Consider the following 15,172-nt stretch of genomic DNA (forward strand, 5'->3'; position numbering starts at 1 on the left):
CGTAGCGATATGTTTCGTCAGCCGGGGCTCCGGCCGCTTCAGCTCTTGATGTACGGCTGTCCCGACGCGGCCGGCCCACGGACCCGGCCGACCAGACCGGCCACCGCGATCAGCGTCGCGAGGTACGGCAGCATGTTGAGGAACTGGCTGGGTACCGGGCTGTCGATGGCGCTCAGGTACGTCGCCAGCTTCTGCGCGAAGCCGAAGAACAGCGCCGCCCCGAACGCCCCGATCGGGGTGAACCGGCCGAAGATGAGCGCGGCCAGGGCGATGAAGCCGGCGCCCGCGGTCATGTTCTTGGTGAAGCTGCCGGTCGCCACGAGGGTGAAATACGCCCCGCCGATACCGGCGACCACTCCGCCGAGGAGCACGTTCAGGTAACGCAGGCCGCGTACCCGGATGCCGACCGTGTCGGCAGCGGTCGGGTGCTCGCCGACGGCCCGGGTCCGCAGGCCCCACCGGGTCCGGCCGAGCCCGAAGTGGATCACGATCACCAGGCCCAGCGCGATCCAGACCAGCAGGTTGGCCTCGAACAGCACCGGCCCGATGACCGGGATGTCGGCCAGGCCGGGCACCCGCCACTCCGGCATCTGCGGCGGCTGGTTGTAGGTCTGCGAGTTCGGCTGCATCAGCCGCTCGTAGAGGAAGCCGGTGATGCCGAGGGCGAACAGGTTCAGCACCATGCCGACGACCGTCTGGTCGACCAGGTAGCGGATCGACAGCACGGCCAGGATCGCCGCGATGATCACGCCGCCGACGGCCGCGCTGATCAGACCGGCCCAGACGCTGCCGGCCATGGTCCCGACCAGGGCGCCGGCGAAGGCGCCCATCAGGAACTGGCCCTCGATCGCCACGTTGACCACACCGGAACGCTCGCCGAGCACACCGGCCAGCGCGCCCAGGATCAGCGGCAGGGCCAGTTGCAGCGTGCCGTCGGTGGTGTCCACCAACGGCATGAACTCGCCCGCCACCTGCCAGCACAGGAAGGACAGGACGAAGGTGAGGATGCCCAGGCTGAGCCACACGTTGGCGTACCGCTTGAGCACGCCGGCGAACAGCGCCCCACCGGCGGCCGCGGTCAGCACCCCGAAGAGCACCGCGCCGAACTGGCCGTCGATGGAGAGGGCCGCGCCCTCGGCGTTCTCGGTCAGGGTGAACCGGGCGTCCTCACCGGGGGCCAGCGCGCCGAACACCACGGCGGCCAGGCCGCCGAGCAGGATCAGGGCCAGGCCGAGACGGCGGTACCGGGTCCAGAACGGCTCCGGCGCGGTGACCTCGGCCAGGTCCTCCACAGTCGCGGTCGACATGTCTCAGCCCTTCGCCAGGTTGGCGCCGAGCCCGGTGGCCCGGGCGGCACGCAGTCGGAAGATCGCCTTCACCAGGGCGGGGGCGGCGATGAAGATGACGATGAGCGCCTGCAGGACGGTGACCAGCTCCAGCGAGATACCGGCGTACGACTGGATCCGGTTGCCGCCGGCCCGCAGCGCGCCGAACAGCAGCGCGGCGAAGAAGGTGCCCCACGGCCGGTTGCGGCCGAGCAGGGCGACCAGCAGGCCGTCGAAGCCGATGTTGCCGGCGACCGAGGGGGTGAGGGCGTGCGCGGTGCCGAGCACCTGGGTGGCGCCACCGAGACCGGCCAGGCCACCGGCGACCGCCATCAGCAGCACGTACGTCTTGCCCACGCTGATCCCAGCGGTCTTCGCGGCGTGCGGGTTGGCGCCCACCGCGCGGATCTCGAAACCGAACGCGGACCGGTTCAGCAGCCAGGCAACCGCGATCGTGACCAGCACCGCCAGGATGATGCCGAGGTGCACCCGGAGCACCCCGCCGGGCGAGGGCAGCTGCGCCGTCTCGGCGACCGTCTTGCTGATCGCGTCGCTGCGGCCGGGGGCCTGGATGCCCGACTGGATGACCAGCCAGGACAGGAACAGCGCGGCCGTGTAGTTGAGCATGATCGTGGTGATCACCTCGTGCGCCCCGGTACGCGCCTTGAGCAGGCCCGGGATGAACCCCCAGAGCGCGCCGCCGAGGATGCCGGCGATCAGCGCGACGATCAGGTTCAGCACGAGCGGCAGGCCGAACGAGAAGCCCGCGACCCCCGCGACGATGCAGCCGAGCACGGCCTGGCCCTGGGCGCCGATGTTGAACAGGCCGCCGCGGAACGCGAGCGCCACCGACAGGCCGGTGAAGACCAGCGGCGCGGCGTAGGTCAGCGTCTCGGACAGCGGCGTGAACGCCTGCTGCCAGGTGGCGGTGCCGTTGAACCAGGCCTGGAACACCGCCGGGTCGCCGAACGCGCCCTTCAACAGGTCGGCGTAGGCCGAGCTGACCAGCAGCCAGCTCGCCTCCAGCGCGTCACTCGGACGGGCGGTGAAGTAGGTGAACTTCTCCAGCACCTCCTCGTCCGAGATGATGATCAGAACCGCGCCGATCAGCACCGCGAGCAGGATCGACAGTGTGGTCAGCACGAAGTTGTTGGCGGACCAGAGGTACCGCAGGAAGGCGGGCGCTCCGGGCGTCTTCGGCGCCTTGGTGATCTCGGCGGTCACTTCTCCCCCTCCGCCGTCGCGCCGGTGATGCCGGCCATGAGCAGGCCGAGCTCTTCGCGCGGCGTGTCGGGCGAGACGATGGCCAGGACCCGGCCGCGGTACATCACCGCGATCCGGTCCGCGAGGCCGACCACCTCGTCCAGCTCGCTGGAGACCACGAGCACGGCGGTGCCCTGGTCCCGTTCGTGGATGATCCGGCTGTGGATGAACTCGATCGAGCCGACGTCCACACCCCGGGTGGGCTGCGACGCGATGAACAGACGCAGCGGGCGGGACATCTCCCGGGCCACCACGACCTTCTGCTGGTTGCCGCCGGACAGGGTGCCGACGGCGGTCTCCGCCGACTGGCACCGGATGTCGAACTGGCTGATCCGCTCCTCCGCGTTCACCGTCACGGTGCTGCCGTTGATGGCGAAGGCGTTGCCGTACGGGGCGCGGTCGTACATGTCGAGGATCAGGTTCTCGGCGACGGAGAACTCCTTGACCACGCCGTCGTGGCTGCGGTCCTCCGGGACGTAGCCGACCCCGGCACGCAGGATCTTCTTGGTGCTCAGCCCGATCAGGTCGTCGTCCTGCAGCTTGACGGAGCCGGCCCGGGCCGCGCGCAGGCCCATCACGGCCTCGACCAGTTCGGTCTGCCCGTTGCCCTGCACGCCCGCGATGCCGAGCACCTCGCCGGCCCGGACCTCCAGGTCCACGCCGTCGACCGCGCGGATGCCCCGGTCGTCGTCGACCACCAGGCCGTCGATCCTCAGGACGGCGGCGCCCGGCTCGGCCGGCCCCTTCTCCACCTCGAGGCTGACCGCACGGCCGACCATCAGGGCGGCCAGTTCGTCCTCGCTGGTGTCCGGGCTCGCGGTGCCGACGATCTTGCCGCGACGGACCACGGTGATCCGGTCGGCGATCGCCTTGACCTCTTTGAGTTTGTGCGTGATGAAGACGATCGACTTGCCCATCGCGGTCAGGGACCGCATGACGGCGAGCAGTTCCTCGGTCTCCTGAGGGGTGAGCACGGCGGTCGGCTCGTCCAGGATCAGCAGGTCGACCTCGCGGGTCAGCGCCTTGACGATCTCGACGCGCTGCTGGGCGCCGACCGGCAGGTCCTCGATCAGGGCGTCCGGGTCGACCGGCAGGCCGTATTTCCGGGAGGTCTCCAGGACGTCGCGACGGGAGCGGCGCCGGTCCAGCCAGCCGAGCGGGCCGCCGCGCACCTCCTCCGCGCCGAGCGCGATGTTCTCCGCGACGGTGAAGACGGGCACCAGCATGAAGTGCTGGTGCACCATGCCGATGCCGGCCGCGATGGCGTCGCGGGGGCTCTTGAAGACGACCGGCTCGTCGTTGACGACGATCTGGCCCTCGTCCGGCTGCAACAGGCCGTAGAGCTGGTTCATCAGCGTCGACTTGCCGGCGCCGTTCTCGCCGAGCAGGGCGTGTACCTCGCCCGGTTCGACGGTGATGTCGATGTGGTCGTTGGCCACCAGGTCGCCGAAGCGCTTGGTGATGCCGCGCAGTTCCAGTTTCAGCGGAATCTCCCCCGACGTCGGGTAGCTGCCTGGTGGACGGTGTAATGCGAGCCGCCGCTCGGCCACGGGTGCGGAACCCGTGGCCGGGCGGCGGCCAGATGTTACCTACCCGAGGGTCACTTCGGCGCGTTGGCCGACTCGACCTTCACGGTGCCGGCGATGATGTCCTCGCGCAGCTTGGTGAGCTCGGTCTTCAGACCGGCGTCGACCTTGCTGTCGAAGCTGTGGAACTCGGCGAGCGAGACGCCGTCGTTCTTGAGGTCACCGACGTAGCCCGGGGCGGCTTCGAGCTTCTCGCCCTTGGCGCCCTTGACCACGGCCTCCTTGACGGCCTCCTTGATGTTCTTCACGACGGTGCTCAGGAACACGTCGCAGTACTGCGCGGCGCTGGTGCAGCCGTCCTGGTCGACCCAGATGACCGAGACCTTGCCGGCCGAGTCCTTGGCGACCTGCGCGGTGCCCAGGCCGGTGCCGCCGGCGACCGGCATGACGATGTCGGCACCCTGCGAGACCAGGGTGTTGGTGATGCTCTTGCCCTTGTTCTGGTCGATGAAGCTCTCGGCGAAGGTGCCGTTCTGGGCCTTCTTGTCCCAGCCCAGGACCTCGACCTTCTTGCCCTTGACGGTGTTGTAGTGCGCGACACCGTCGGCGAAGCCGTCCATGAAGATGGTCACCGGCGGGATCTTCATGCCGCCGTAGGTCGCGACCTTGCCCGACTTCGAGTAGCCCGCGGCCAGGTAGCCGGCCAGGAACGCCGCCTGGTGGGTGGCGAACTGCATCGGGTACACGTTGGTGTTGCCGCTGTTGCTGTCGACGATGGCGAACTGGGAGTCCGCGCTCTCCTTGGCGACCTTGGTGGTCACCTCGCCCATCAGCCCGCCGACGGCGAGGATGAAGCTGCAGTCCTGCTGCACGTAACTGCGCAGGCCCGGCTCGTAGTCGGCCTCGGAGGAGGACGCCGTGACCTTCGCCTCGACGTTGCTGGCCTCGGCCTTGGCAGCCTCCATGCCGGCCCAGGCGGAGGCGTTGAACGACTTGTCGTCGATGCCCCCGGTGTCGGTGACCATGCAGGCCTTGTAGGCGGCCGTCGCGGCGCCGCTGCTACCGGTCGTCGGGGTCTCCGCCGGGGCCTCACCACAGGCGGCGGCAGCGAGCGTCAGCCCACCTGCCGCGAGAATCGCCACGATCCGCTTCCCACGTACTGGGCGCAAGACGCCCTCCTTCCGCTGCACACCGAGGTCTCTGTAACTCGGGTGAATCTCAGGTCGGGAGCGTATGCCTCGCGCGCGGAGGACGTCAGGACATCGGTACGGACTGTTGGCGCACTGTTATCCCACCGCAATCACCTGGCGGCTCCCGCGCCGCTTTCGGCTGGTTAAGGAGGGAATCGCGTCTGTCCGGGGAAACAGATAGTTAATCTTCCGCGCCCCGCGAGGCCCGCCGCCAGCACCGTACGCCGAGCACGCCCACGGTGGTCCCGATCGCCAGCGAGGCGGCGATCAGCAGCGCGTGCACCCACAGAAACGAGGTCGGTGAACCGTCCGCGAAGGACCGCTCGTCCTTCCAGATGGCCAGCCCGAACCGGGGCCAGATCAGCCAGGTCCACACCCCGACCGCGATCAGGAACGCCGCCCACCGCTTGTTGATCACCACGGGACGAGTATCTCAGCCGGTCAGCCGGGCCGTTATCCGCCGCCATCCGGCCCGCACCTCGACCGGCTCCGGCGGGATCTCCGGGTACTCCCCGGCCGGCTGCGCCGGGAAGTCCTCCTCCTGCCGGGTCCGCGCGGCCTCGATCTCCCGGCGGATCGCGTCCACCCCGTCCAGCGGCAGCAGCGGCTCGACCACGGCCATCAGGTCGTCGTCGGCGACCACGGCACGGGCCAGCGCGAGCGCGTGGGCGCGCTCGTACGGCCCGCAGACGACGGGCTCCCAGTCCTCCCTGTCGCCGAGCGAGGCGATGGTGATCACCCACGGCTGCTCGGCGATCGGCGAGCCGGGTGGCAGATGCAGCGTCACGAGTGTGCCCACTCCGCCATCATCGCGGGCGGGCATGCCGGATCCAGAGGTTTTGGCCCACCGGGGCGGTCTTGTCGTCGGCGGAGAGGTCGACCACCCGGCCGTGCGGGCTGGTCGCCGCCCAGGCCGCGCCGAACAGCAGCAGCTGGTTGAAGACGTAGAGGTAGACCAGGGCGCCGACGGCCGAGCCGACCAGGCCGTACGCCGGGTTGCGCTGGACGATCTCGACGAACGTCTTGCCGATCGTGTTGAGCAGCATGATGCCGATCCCGACCTGCAGCACCGGCGGGGTCATCCGCCGGGCGGTCATCCGCAGCCGGGGCACCGCGGCCAGCAGCGCGGCGGCCAGCAGCATGTTGACTCCCAGCGTCAGCGCCCAGCTGACCAGTGACAGGATCGTCGGGAAGCCGCCGCCGGCCAGCCAGTTCAGCAGCCGCTCCAGGCCGTAGACGGCGAGCTGGGTGAGCGCCAGCAGGAGCAGCAGCCCGATCAGCACCATCAGGTCGACGGCCTGGCGCACGCCGATGTAGCCGGGCTGCTCCCGCAGCTGCCAGATGAGCCGCTGCGAGGACCGGATCGCCTCGACCCAGCCGATGCCGGTGAAGGTCAGGCCGATCAGGCCGACGATGCCGACGCTCGCCTTGCTCTCGAGGATCGCCTGCACGTCGAGGAAGGGCAGGTTGGCGTGCAGGAAGTCCTGGACCAGGTCGAGCAGCTCGACGTTGTTGGTCAGCAGGAAGCCGAAGACCGAGTAGCCGATCAGCAGCAGGGCGAAGATCGCGAAGAAGCCGTAGTACGCGATGGCGGCGGCCAACCGGCCACCCTGGACGCTCTCGTACCGCAGGATCGTCCGGCACAGGTGGTCGAAGTACGGGGACCGGTACCGAAGGGCCATGATCCGGGCTTCGGTCGCGTCGTAAGCCCGGTCGATCGGATTCACCGGCCGACCGTATCGGACACGTCAGCTCCCGAGTGGGAAGTCCCGGCGTGGCTGCCACGGTCCTTCGCCACCGTGCGAGAAGAGCGTGAAGGAGGAGACCTCGAACCGGGCGGAGAAACCGGCCAGGTCCTCGAACACCGCGTCCAGCGCGGCCGCGGGAACGTCCTGGGCGACCGTCACATGCGGATGGTAGGGGAACCGGGTGTCCCGGTTGATCTCCTCGGACCGGGTGATCGCCGCGGCGAGCAGCTCGCACTCGCTGATGCCCTGCGCCAGGGTCACGAACACCACCTCGGTGACCGGCCGGAACGTGCCGGTCCCGCGCAGGTGGATGGTGAACGGCTGCTGGGCGGTCGCGATCTCGCCGAGGTGCTTCTCCACCGCCGGCAGCGCGTCGGCCGCCACCTCGGTCGGGCCGAGGAGCGTGACGTGCGCCGGCGTGTAGGCGGCCTGCGGGTCGCCGGCCTCCGCGCGCCGGCGGGTGAGCTCCGATCCCCACGGCTCGGGGATGTCGATCGCCACGCCGATGCGCACGATGGAGGGCTGGTCCATCCCGGGTCAGGCCCCGCGGGCGGGGCTGAGGAAACCCACGTTCCGGTACGCCGTGGCGAGGGTCGCCGCGGAGACCGCGCGGGCCTTCTCCGCCCCGATGGCGAGGACCTTGTCGAGCTGGGCCGGGTCGTCCAGGTAGAGCTTGGTGCGCTCCTGGATCGGCTTGACGAATGCGACGAGCACCTCGGCCAGGTCCTTCTTCAGGTCGCCGTAGCCACGGCCGTCGTACGCCTCCAGCAGTTCGTCGATCGCCCGGTTGGTGAGCGCCGCGTAGATCGTCAGCAGGTTGCTGATGCCGGGCTTGTTCACCTCGTCGTAGAGGATCTCCCGCCCGGTGTCGGTGACCGCGGACTTGATCTTCTTGGCCGAGCGGGCCGGGTCCTCGAGCAGCTCGATGATCCCGTTCGGCGCGGAGGCCGACTTGGACATCTTGATCGCCGGGTCCTGCAGGTCGAAGATCTTCGCAGTGTCCTTGACGATGTATGCCGAGGGGATGTTGAAGGTCTTGCCGAACCGGGAGTTGAACCGCTGCGCCAGGTCGCGGGTCAGCTCCAGGTGCTGCCGCTGGTCCTCCCCGACCGGGACCTGGTCGGCCTGGTAGAGCAGGATGTCGGCGGCCTGCAGGATCGGGTAGGAGAACAGGCCGACGGTGGTGCTGTCCTGCCCGGCCTTGGCCGACTTGTCCTTGAACTGCACCATGCGCCCGGCCTCGCCGAACCCGGTGATGCAGCTGAGCACCCAGCCGAGCTGCGCGTGCTCGGGCACGTGGGACTGCACGAAGAGGGTGCATCGCTCCGGGTCCAGGCCCACGGCGAGCAGCTGCGCCGCGGAAATCCGGCTCCGATTGCGGAGGATTGCCGGATCATGGCCCATGGTGATCGCGTGCAGGTCGACCACGCAGTAGAACGCGTCGTGCGTCTCCTGCATCGACACCCAGTTGCGCACCGCACCCAGGTAGTTGCCGAGGTGGAAGGAGTCTGCGGTCGGCTGGATGCCGGAGAGCACACGCGGGCGGCGGGCAACGTCGGACATGGCCGCCATTGTGTCAGCCCCGGCCCGGAATTCGCGAATCCCCTACCCGGGAGCGGCGATGTTCGAACCTGTTGACCTATGAGCGATTCTGGGGGATTCTATGGCCGTATTGACTAGGGAAAGGTCCTGAGCCGTGAAATTGCTCGTCACCGGCGGCGCCGGCTACGTCGGCAGCGTGACCAGCAGGCTGCTGCTCGACGCCGGCCACGAGGTCGTCGTGCTGGACAGCCTGCGCACCGGCTTCCGTGAGGCAGTCGCCCCCGACGCCACGTTCGTCCACGCCGACATCGCCGACGCCGCGCAGGTCCTCACCCCGGACGCCGGGTTCGACGCCGTCCTGCACTTCGCCGGGCTGATCGCGGCCGGCGAGTCGATGGCCCAGCCGGGCCTCTACTGGCACGAGAACATGGTCAAGTCGCTGGCCCTGCTCGACGCGGTGCGCGCCGCGAAGGTGCCCCGGATGATCTTCTCGTCCACCGCCGCGGTCTACGGCAACCCGGTCGAGCTGCCCATCACCGAGTCCGCGGCCAAGGCCCCCACCAGCACGTACGGGTCGACGAAGCTCGCCTTCGACCTGGCTCTCACCTCCGAGACCTTCGCGCACGGCCTGGCCGCGATCTCGCTGCGCTACTTCAACGTGGCCGGCGCCTACATCAGCGACAGCCATGAGATCGGCGAGCGGCACGACCCGGAGACCCACCTGATCCCGATCACCCTGCAGGCCGCCGCCGGCAAGCGGGCGAAGCTCCAGCTGTTCGGCGACGACTATCCCACGGTCGACGGCACCTGTGTGCGCGACTACATCCACGTGGCCGACCTGGCCCGGGCGCACCTGCTGGCGCTGGACAAGACGGTCGCCGGCGAGCACCGCATCTACAACCTGGGCAACGGCAACGGCTTCTCCAACCGGCAGGTCGTCGAGGCGGCCCGCGAGGTCACCGGGGCGGCGATCCCGGTCGAGATCGCCCCGCGCCGCGACGGCGACCCGGCCACCCTGGTCGCGTCGTCGGCCCTGGCCCGCGAGGAGCTGGGCTGGGTCCCGGAGAAGAACACCCTCCCGGACATGATCGGCGACGCGTGGACCTTCTACCGGAAGCACGTGGCGTGAGCATGAGCATTCCCGAGGCCGCCAGGGCGGCTTTTCTCGAGGCGTACGGGGAGGAGCCGGCCGGGCTGTGGGCGGCTCCCGGACGGGTCAACCTGATCGGCGAGCACACCGACTACAACGACGGTTTCGTGCTGCCCTTCGCGCTGCCGCAGCGCACCGTCGCGGCGGCCGGGCCCGCGCCGGACGGCAGGTGGTCGGTCTGCTCGACGCTGGGCGGCGAGCCGGTGACCTTCGGCGTCACCGAGCCGGGTGAGGTGACCGGCTGGGGCGCGTACGTCGCCGGGGTGGTCTGGGCCCTGCAGGACGCCGGCTTCGAGGTGCCGCCGGCCCGCATCGCTCTCGCCTCGGACGTGCCGCTCGGCTCCGGGCTGTCGTCGTCGGCCGCGCTGGAGTCGGCCGTCCTGACCGCGCTGGTCGACCTGGGCGGCCTGGACGTCGCCCTGGAACGCCGGCCGGCCATCGCGCAGCGCGCCGAGAACGTGTACGTCGGCGCGCCCACCGGCATCCTCGACCAGTCCGCGTCGATCCGCTGCCAGGAGGGCCGGGCACTGTTCCTGGACTGCCGCAGCTACGCGATCGAGCAGATCCCGTTCGACCTGGCCGCCGCGGGCCTGGCCATCCTGGTGATCAACAGCAACGCCCCGCACCAGCACGTCGACGGCGAGTACGGCGAGCGCCGCAAGAGCTGCGAGGCGGCCGCGGCGGCCCTGGGCGTCCCGGCCCTGCGCGACGTCTCCACCGCGGAACTGCCGGCAGCCCTGGACCGGCTCGGTGACGACGTGCTGCGCCGCCGGGCCCGGCACATCGTCACCGAGAACCAGCGCGTCCTGGACACCGTCGCGCTGCTGCGCTCCGGCCGGGTCCGCGAGATCGGCCCGCTGCTGACCGCCTCGCACGCCTCGATGCGCGACGACTTCGAGATCACCGTGGACCAGGTGGACGTGGCGGTGCAGGCGGCGCTGGACGCCGGGGCGTACGGCGCCCGGATGACCGGTGGCGGCTTCGGTGGCTGCGTGCTGGCACTGATCGACGCCGGGCGGGCCGAGGTGACCGCGGCCGCGGTCGCGGACGCGTACCGGGAAAAGGGTTTCACCGCTCCCACCAGCTGGGTCGCGACCGCCGGGCCGGGCGCCACCCGGATCTGACGCTTCGGATCGTTCTGCTGCGGGTATGCCCGGTTTCATGACCACCGAACAGCACCCGCAGCAGAACGAGCCCAACGAGTTCGGCTTCGCCGGTGAGGGCACCGGACCGGAGCCGCGCCCGGAGCACACCGGCGACGCCGAGGACATCGCGGTGCCCGCCGACGACCTCACCGGCCCGTTCACGACCGCGATCGAGGACGCCACCGATCGGGACAACGGCTGACCGGAGGACACCCGTCCGGGGTAGGAGATCAGCCGTTCGCCGGACCACCGGCGCCTTTCGCCTGATCACCCGCAGGAGCGAGACCAGGGCCCGGGGAGCGGGCACGGGACTATGGTAACGGCATGGGGGTAAGCCCACCGTATCTTCACGATCACACCGAGCAAGGTGTCAGTGTCAGCGCCGACACTGCCGCGGACGCCGCGGTCTCGCTCCTCACGGTCCGCGGGCCGTGGGACGCGCAGTTGCGCCTGAACGCGTCCGTCTCGCTGCGCCGCTGCTTCACCGACCACCCGGACGGCCTGATCGTCGACCTGTCCGGGCTGCTCGACCCGCGCAGCGAGAGCGCGCCGACCTGGACCACCGCCCGGCAGTTCGCCGCCGACCTGCAGCCGCCGGTCCACATGGCCCTCTGCGTGCCACCGGACCTGCCGCTCGCCGATCGCATGCAGGGGCTGAGCGCCGGCCGTTTCCTGCCGGTCTACGCCAAGGTCGGTCAGGCCCGGGTGGCGCTGGCCGGCCGGATCCCCGGCGACGAACGGCTCACCGCGACGCTGTGCCCCGATCCGGAGGCTCCCAGCCTGGCCCGTGACCTGGTCAGCGACGCTTGCCTGTCGTGGGGCCTGGCGCGGTTGCTGCATCCCAGCCGGCTGGTGATGTCCGAGCTGGTGACGAACGCGGTCGAGCACGCCGGCACCGAGATCCGGGTGACGGTGGCCCGGCGCGGCAACGGGCTGCAGCTCACGGTGGCCGACGGGAACCCGTCGCTGCCCCGGATCGTGCGCCCGTCCCGTCCGCGCCCGGGCGTGCCGCTCGACGAGCGGGGCCGCGGGCTGCGGACGGTGGAGCAGACCGCCGCCCAGTGGGGCGCCGTGCCGGCCGAGACCGGCAAGGTCGTCTGGGCGACGGTCAGGCCCGCTTCCTAGCGGGCCTCGATGATCATTCCGGCGCCGACCGTACGGTTGGTGCTCTCGTCGATCAGGATGAAGCCACCGGTGGTCCGGTTGCGCCGGTACTCGTCGGCCAGCAGCGGCACGGTGGTCCGCAGCTTCACCCGGCCGATCTCGTTGAGCTTGAGCTCACCGGCCGAGTCGTCGCGGTGCAGCGTGTTCACGTCGAGGCGGTACTGCAGGCCGCGGACCACGGTCCGGGCGGTCCGGGTGGTGTGCTTGATCGCGTACTTGCCGCCGACCCGCAGCGGGGCCGACTCGTCCATCCAGCAGACCATCGCCTCGATGTCCTGGGCGACCGCCGGCGCGTTGTTCGGCCGGCAGATCATGTCACCACGCGAGATGTCGATCTCGTCGTTCAGCCGGACCGTCACCGACATCGGGGGGAACGCCTCACCGACCGGGCCGTCGGCGGTCTCGATCGACGCGATCGTGCTGGTCAGGCCGGAGGGCAGGACCATCACGTCGTCGCCGGGCTTGAGGATGCCAGAGGCGACCTGACCGGCGTAGCCGCGGTAGTCGGTGACCGTGGTCGACTGCGGGCGGATCACGTACTGCACCGGGAAGCGCACGTCGACCAGGTTGCGGTCGCTGGCGATGTGCACGTGCTCCAGGTGGTGCAGCAGCGACGGGCCCTCGTACCACGGGCTGTTCTCCGAGCGGGAGGCGATGTTGTCGCCGTTCAGCGCGGAGATCGGGATGATCGTCAGGTCCGGGGCGTCCAGCTTGGCCGCGAACGAGGTGAACTCGTCGGCGATCCGCTCGAACACCTTCTGGTCCCAGTCGACCAGGTCCATCTTGTTGACACACAGGACCAGGTGCGGCACCCGCAGCAGGCTGGTCAGGAACGCGTGCCGGCGGGACTGCTCGACCAGGCCCTTGCGCGCGTCGACCAGGATCAGCGCCAGGTCGGCGGTGGACGCGCCGGTGACCATGTTCCGGGTGTACTGGATGTGCCCGGGGGTGTCGGCGATGATGAACTTGCGCCGCGGCGTCGCGAAGTACCGGTACGCCACGTCGATCGTGATGCCCTGCTCCCGCTCGGCGCGCAGGCCGTCGGTGAGCAGCGCGAGGTTGGTGTACTCGTCGCCGCGGGACGCGCTGGCGCTCTCCACCGCCTCGAGCTGGTCCTCGAAGATCGTCTTGGTGTCGTACAGCAGCCGGCCGATGAGCGTGGACTTGCCGTCGTCGACGCTTCCGGCGGTGGCGAACCGCAGCAGGTCCATGCCGCGGGAGGCGGCGGCGTCAGGCTCGAGAACTGCCTGGCTCATCAGAAGTAACCCTCTCGCTTACGGTCTTCCATCGCGGCTTCGCTGACCCTGTCGTCGCCGCGGGTCGCGCCACGCTCGGTGATCCGGGTGGCGGCGACCTCGTCGATCACCTTCTCCACCGTGTCGGCCTCGGAGAGCACGGCAGCGGTCTGCGAGGCGTCGCCGACCGTCCGGTAACGCACCCGGCGGACCTCCGACGTCTCGCCGTCACGCAGCTGGATGAACTCGTTGACCGCGTAGAACATCCCGTTCCGCTCGACGACCTCACGGTCGTGGGCGTAGTAGATGCTCGGCAGCGGGATCCGCTCCTTGGCGATGTAGTGCCACACGTCCAGCTCGGTCCAGTTGGACAGCGGGAAGACACGGATCGACTCGCCCGGGTGGTGCCGCCCGTTGTACAGCGCCCACAGCTCGGGCCGCTGATTCTTCGGGTCCCACTGGCCGAACTCGTCACGGAAGCTGAACATCCGCTCCTTGGCCCGGGCCTTCTCCTCGTCCCGGCGGGCGCCGCCGAACAGGGCGTCGAACCGGTACTTCTCCACGGCGGCGAGCAGCACCGGCGTCTGGATCCGGTTGCGGGTGCCGTCCGGCAGCTCCCGCACCTGACCGGCGTCGATCGCCTCCTGCACGCTGGCGACCACCAGGTTCAGGCCGAGCGAGGCGACCCGGGAGTCCCGGTACTCCAGGACCTCGGGGAAGTTGTGACCGGTGTCGACGTGCATCACCGGGAACGGGATGCGCGCCGGCGCGAACGCCTTCTCCGCGAGGCGCAGCATCACGATCGAGTCCTTGCCGCCGGAGAAGAGCAGCACCGGGCGCTCGAACTCGGCCATGACCTCACGCATGACGAAGATGCTCTCCGCTTCGAGAGCATCGAGATGTGATACGCGATAGGGCTTCGTCTGGCTCATGGGTTCTGTCCCAGACCTTTCTCCGGTGTCAGCCGGGCAGGGCAGACGTCATTGTGACGGAAGGTGCCTCTGCAGTGCAGCAAGCAACCGAGGAGCGAGATCTTTACGACAAACGACCAGGTCAGGCAACTTGGTGTCGGCCTGGTTGTAGGTCAGCGGAGAGCCGTCGATGCGGGACGCGTGCAGGCCGGTGGCGAGCGCCACAGCGACCGGCGCGGCCGAATCCCACTCGTACTGGCCCCCGGCGTGCACGTACGCGTCCGCCTCGCCGTTGATCACCGCGGCGATCTTCACCCCGGCCGAGCCCATCGGCACCAGCTCCGCGCCGATGTCCTCGGCGAGCGCGGTGACGAAAGCCGGCGGCCGGGTCCGGCTCGCGGCGATCCGGATCGCCCCGCCGGTCGCCGACTCCAGCGGCATCGGCGGGTAGGCGGGCGGATTGTCGGTGGCGAGCGTGCAGTGCCGGGCCGGCATGGCCACCGCCCCCGCGGTCAGCCGGGCCGGCGCCGACGAGTCGGCGGTCCACAGCGCCACATGCACCGCCCAGTCGTCGCGGCCCTCCTCGGAGAACTCGCGGGTGCCGTCCAGCGGGTCGACGATCCAGACCCGGTTGGCACCGAGCCGGTCCGGGCGGGCCAGCGCCGTGTCGCCCTCGGTCCACGCCACCCGGGCGTGCTCGTCCTCCTCGGACAGCACCGCGTCCGCCGGGCGCCAGCGCGCCAGCTCGGCCCGCAGCAACTGGTGGGCGGCCTGGTCACCGGCGGCCTTGAGCGCCTTGCCGTCGGCGTGACCCATCTCGGCACGGACCTGGAGAAGCACCTGACCGGCCCGGTCGGCCAGCCAGCGGGCGAACGCGGCGTCGATGACCGGTGGAGCGCCACCCTCGTGCGGCTCCCGCTGCCCGGCTACGCGTGCGGACTCCTTCGTCTGCTCGCCCATCGTCTCGCTCCTC

Annotated in this window: 16 protein-coding genes; 4 read left to right on the top strand and 12 right to left on the bottom strand. The window is 70.1% G+C overall.

What is annotated here, in order from left to right:
- Positions 1-38: 38 nt before the first annotated feature.
- The 9 genes from ACZ3II_RS02375 to trpS form a co-directional block, all read right to left on the bottom strand.
- Positions 39-1,307 (bottom strand): ABC transporter permease, encoded by a 1,269-nt coding sequence (locus ACZ3II_RS02375; protein ID WP_465515819.1) that lies wholly within the window; start codon positions 1,305-1,307, stop codon positions 39-41.
- Between the two features lie 3 nt (positions 1,308-1,310).
- Complete coding sequence (locus ACZ3II_RS02380) at positions 1,311-2,549, bottom strand: ABC transporter permease (protein ID WP_465515820.1); 1,239 nt, start codon at positions 2,547-2,549, stop codon at positions 1,311-1,313.
- Positions 2,546-4,138: an ABC transporter ATP-binding protein gene (locus ACZ3II_RS02385; protein WP_465515821.1), complete on the bottom strand. Its 1,593-nt coding sequence runs from the start codon at positions 4,136-4,138 to the stop codon at positions 2,546-2,548. Before ACZ3II_RS02385 ends, ACZ3II_RS02380 begins: the two co-directional genes overlap by 4 nt.
- A gap of 50 nt (positions 4,139-4,188) precedes the next feature.
- Positions 4,189-5,283: a BMP family lipoprotein gene (locus ACZ3II_RS02390; RefSeq protein WP_465515822.1), complete on the bottom strand. Its 1,095-nt coding sequence runs from the start codon at positions 5,281-5,283 to the stop codon at positions 4,189-4,191.
- Between the two features lie 202 nt (positions 5,284-5,485).
- Positions 5,486-5,725, bottom strand: coding sequence for an SCO4848 family membrane protein (locus ACZ3II_RS02395; protein ID WP_465515823.1), 240 nt, complete (start codon positions 5,723-5,725; stop codon positions 5,486-5,488).
- A gap of 12 nt (positions 5,726-5,737) precedes the next feature.
- Positions 5,738-6,103: a hypothetical protein gene (locus ACZ3II_RS02400; RefSeq protein ID WP_465515824.1), complete on the bottom strand. Its 366-nt coding sequence runs from the start codon at positions 6,101-6,103 to the stop codon at positions 5,738-5,740.
- A 7-nt stretch (positions 6,104-6,110) separates the two neighbouring features.
- On the bottom strand, positions 6,111-7,031 hold the full coding sequence (locus tag ACZ3II_RS02405; RefSeq protein ID WP_465515825.1) for a YihY/virulence factor BrkB family protein: 921 nt from the start codon (positions 7,029-7,031) through the stop codon (positions 6,111-6,113).
- A gap of 21 nt (positions 7,032-7,052) precedes the next feature.
- The gene (locus tag ACZ3II_RS02410; RefSeq protein ID WP_465515826.1) at positions 7,053-7,583 is read right to left on the bottom strand and encodes a 2'-5' RNA ligase family protein; all 531 of its coding nucleotides are present in this window, start codon (positions 7,581-7,583) and stop codon (positions 7,053-7,055) included.
- A gap of 6 nt (positions 7,584-7,589) precedes the next feature.
- Positions 7,590-8,615 carry a tryptophan--tRNA ligase gene (gene trpS, locus ACZ3II_RS02415; RefSeq protein WP_465515827.1) on the bottom strand — a complete coding sequence of 342 codons (1,026 nt, stop codon included), beginning with the start codon at positions 8,613-8,615 and terminating at the stop codon, positions 7,590-7,592.
- A gap of 133 nt (positions 8,616-8,748) precedes the next feature.
- On the opposite strand from trpS, the gene galE reads away from it, so the two are divergent.
- From galE to ACZ3II_RS02435, 4 genes are all read left to right on the top strand, one after another.
- A complete protein-coding gene (gene galE / locus ACZ3II_RS02420) occupies positions 8,749-9,723 on the top strand; it encodes a UDP-glucose 4-epimerase GalE (RefSeq protein WP_465515828.1) in 975 nt (324 codons plus the stop codon).
- A gap of 2 nt (positions 9,724-9,725) precedes the next feature.
- The gene (galK, locus tag ACZ3II_RS02425; protein ID WP_465516586.1) at positions 9,726-10,868 is read left to right on the top strand and encodes a galactokinase; all 1,143 of its coding nucleotides are present in this window, start codon (positions 9,726-9,728) and stop codon (positions 10,866-10,868) included.
- Positions 10,869-10,905: 37 nt separating this feature from the next.
- Positions 10,906-11,091, top strand: a complete 186-nt coding sequence (locus tag ACZ3II_RS02430) for a hypothetical protein (protein WP_465515829.1) — start codon at positions 10,906-10,908, stop codon at positions 11,089-11,091.
- A 122-nt stretch (positions 11,092-11,213) separates the two neighbouring features.
- Positions 11,214-12,014, top strand: coding sequence for an ATP-binding protein (locus tag ACZ3II_RS02435; protein WP_465515830.1), 801 nt, complete (start codon positions 11,214-11,216; stop codon positions 12,012-12,014).
- Here the strand turns inward: ACZ3II_RS02435 and cysN are convergent.
- Genes cysN through ACZ3II_RS02450 form a run of 3 tightly spaced genes read right to left on the bottom strand, consistent with a single transcriptional unit; the run spans position 12,011 to position 15,159 of the window.
- Positions 12,011-13,309: a sulfate adenylyltransferase subunit CysN gene (cysN, locus tag ACZ3II_RS02440; RefSeq protein WP_465515831.1), complete on the bottom strand. Its 1,299-nt coding sequence runs from the start codon at positions 13,307-13,309 to the stop codon at positions 12,011-12,013. The two genes, ACZ3II_RS02435 and cysN, sit on opposite strands and share 4 nt — an antisense overlap.
- On the bottom strand, positions 13,309-14,220 hold the full coding sequence (gene cysD / locus ACZ3II_RS02445; RefSeq protein ID WP_465515832.1) for a sulfate adenylyltransferase subunit CysD: 912 nt from the start codon (positions 14,218-14,220) through the stop codon (positions 13,309-13,311). The genes cysN and cysD overlap by 1 nt, the downstream gene beginning before the upstream one ends.
- Before the next feature lie 48 nt (positions 14,221-14,268).
- Positions 14,269-15,159: a 3'(2'),5'-bisphosphate nucleotidase CysQ gene (locus ACZ3II_RS02450; RefSeq protein ID WP_465515833.1), complete on the bottom strand. Its 891-nt coding sequence runs from the start codon at positions 15,157-15,159 to the stop codon at positions 14,269-14,271.
- Positions 15,160-15,172: the final 13 nt, after the last annotated feature.

It is taken from the genome of Actinoplanes sp. NPDC019969 (assembly GCF_055562375.1).

Coding starts and splice junctions, on each gene's coding strand:
- ACZ3II_RS02375 (WP_465515819.1), bottom strand. CDS start 1,307: ATGTCGACCGCGACTGTGGAGGACCTGGCCGAGGTCACCGCGCCGGAG.
- ACZ3II_RS02410 (WP_465515826.1), bottom strand. CDS start 7,583: ATGGACCAGCCCTCCATCGTGCGCATCGGCGTGGCGATCGACATCCCC.
- trpS (WP_465515827.1), bottom strand. CDS start 8,615: ATGTCCGACGTTGCCCGCCGCCCGCGTGTGCTCTCCGGCATCCAGCCG.
- galK (WP_465516586.1), top strand. CDS start 9,726: ATGAGCATTCCCGAGGCCGCCAGGGCGGCTTTTCTCGAGGCGTACGGG.
- ACZ3II_RS02430 (WP_465515829.1), top strand. CDS start 10,906: ATGACCACCGAACAGCACCCGCAGCAGAACGAGCCCAACGAGTTCGGC.
- ACZ3II_RS02435 (WP_465515830.1), top strand. CDS start 11,214: ATGGGGGTAAGCCCACCGTATCTTCACGATCACACCGAGCAAGGTGTC.
- cysN (WP_465515831.1), bottom strand. CDS start 13,309: ATGAGCCAGGCAGTTCTCGAGCCTGACGCCGCCGCCTCCCGCGGCATG.
- cysD (WP_465515832.1), bottom strand. CDS start 14,220: ATGAGCCAGACGAAGCCCTATCGCGTATCACATCTCGATGCTCTCGAA.
- ACZ3II_RS02450 (WP_465515833.1), bottom strand. CDS start 15,159: ATGGGCGAGCAGACGAAGGAGTCCGCACGCGTAGCCGGGCAGCGGGAG.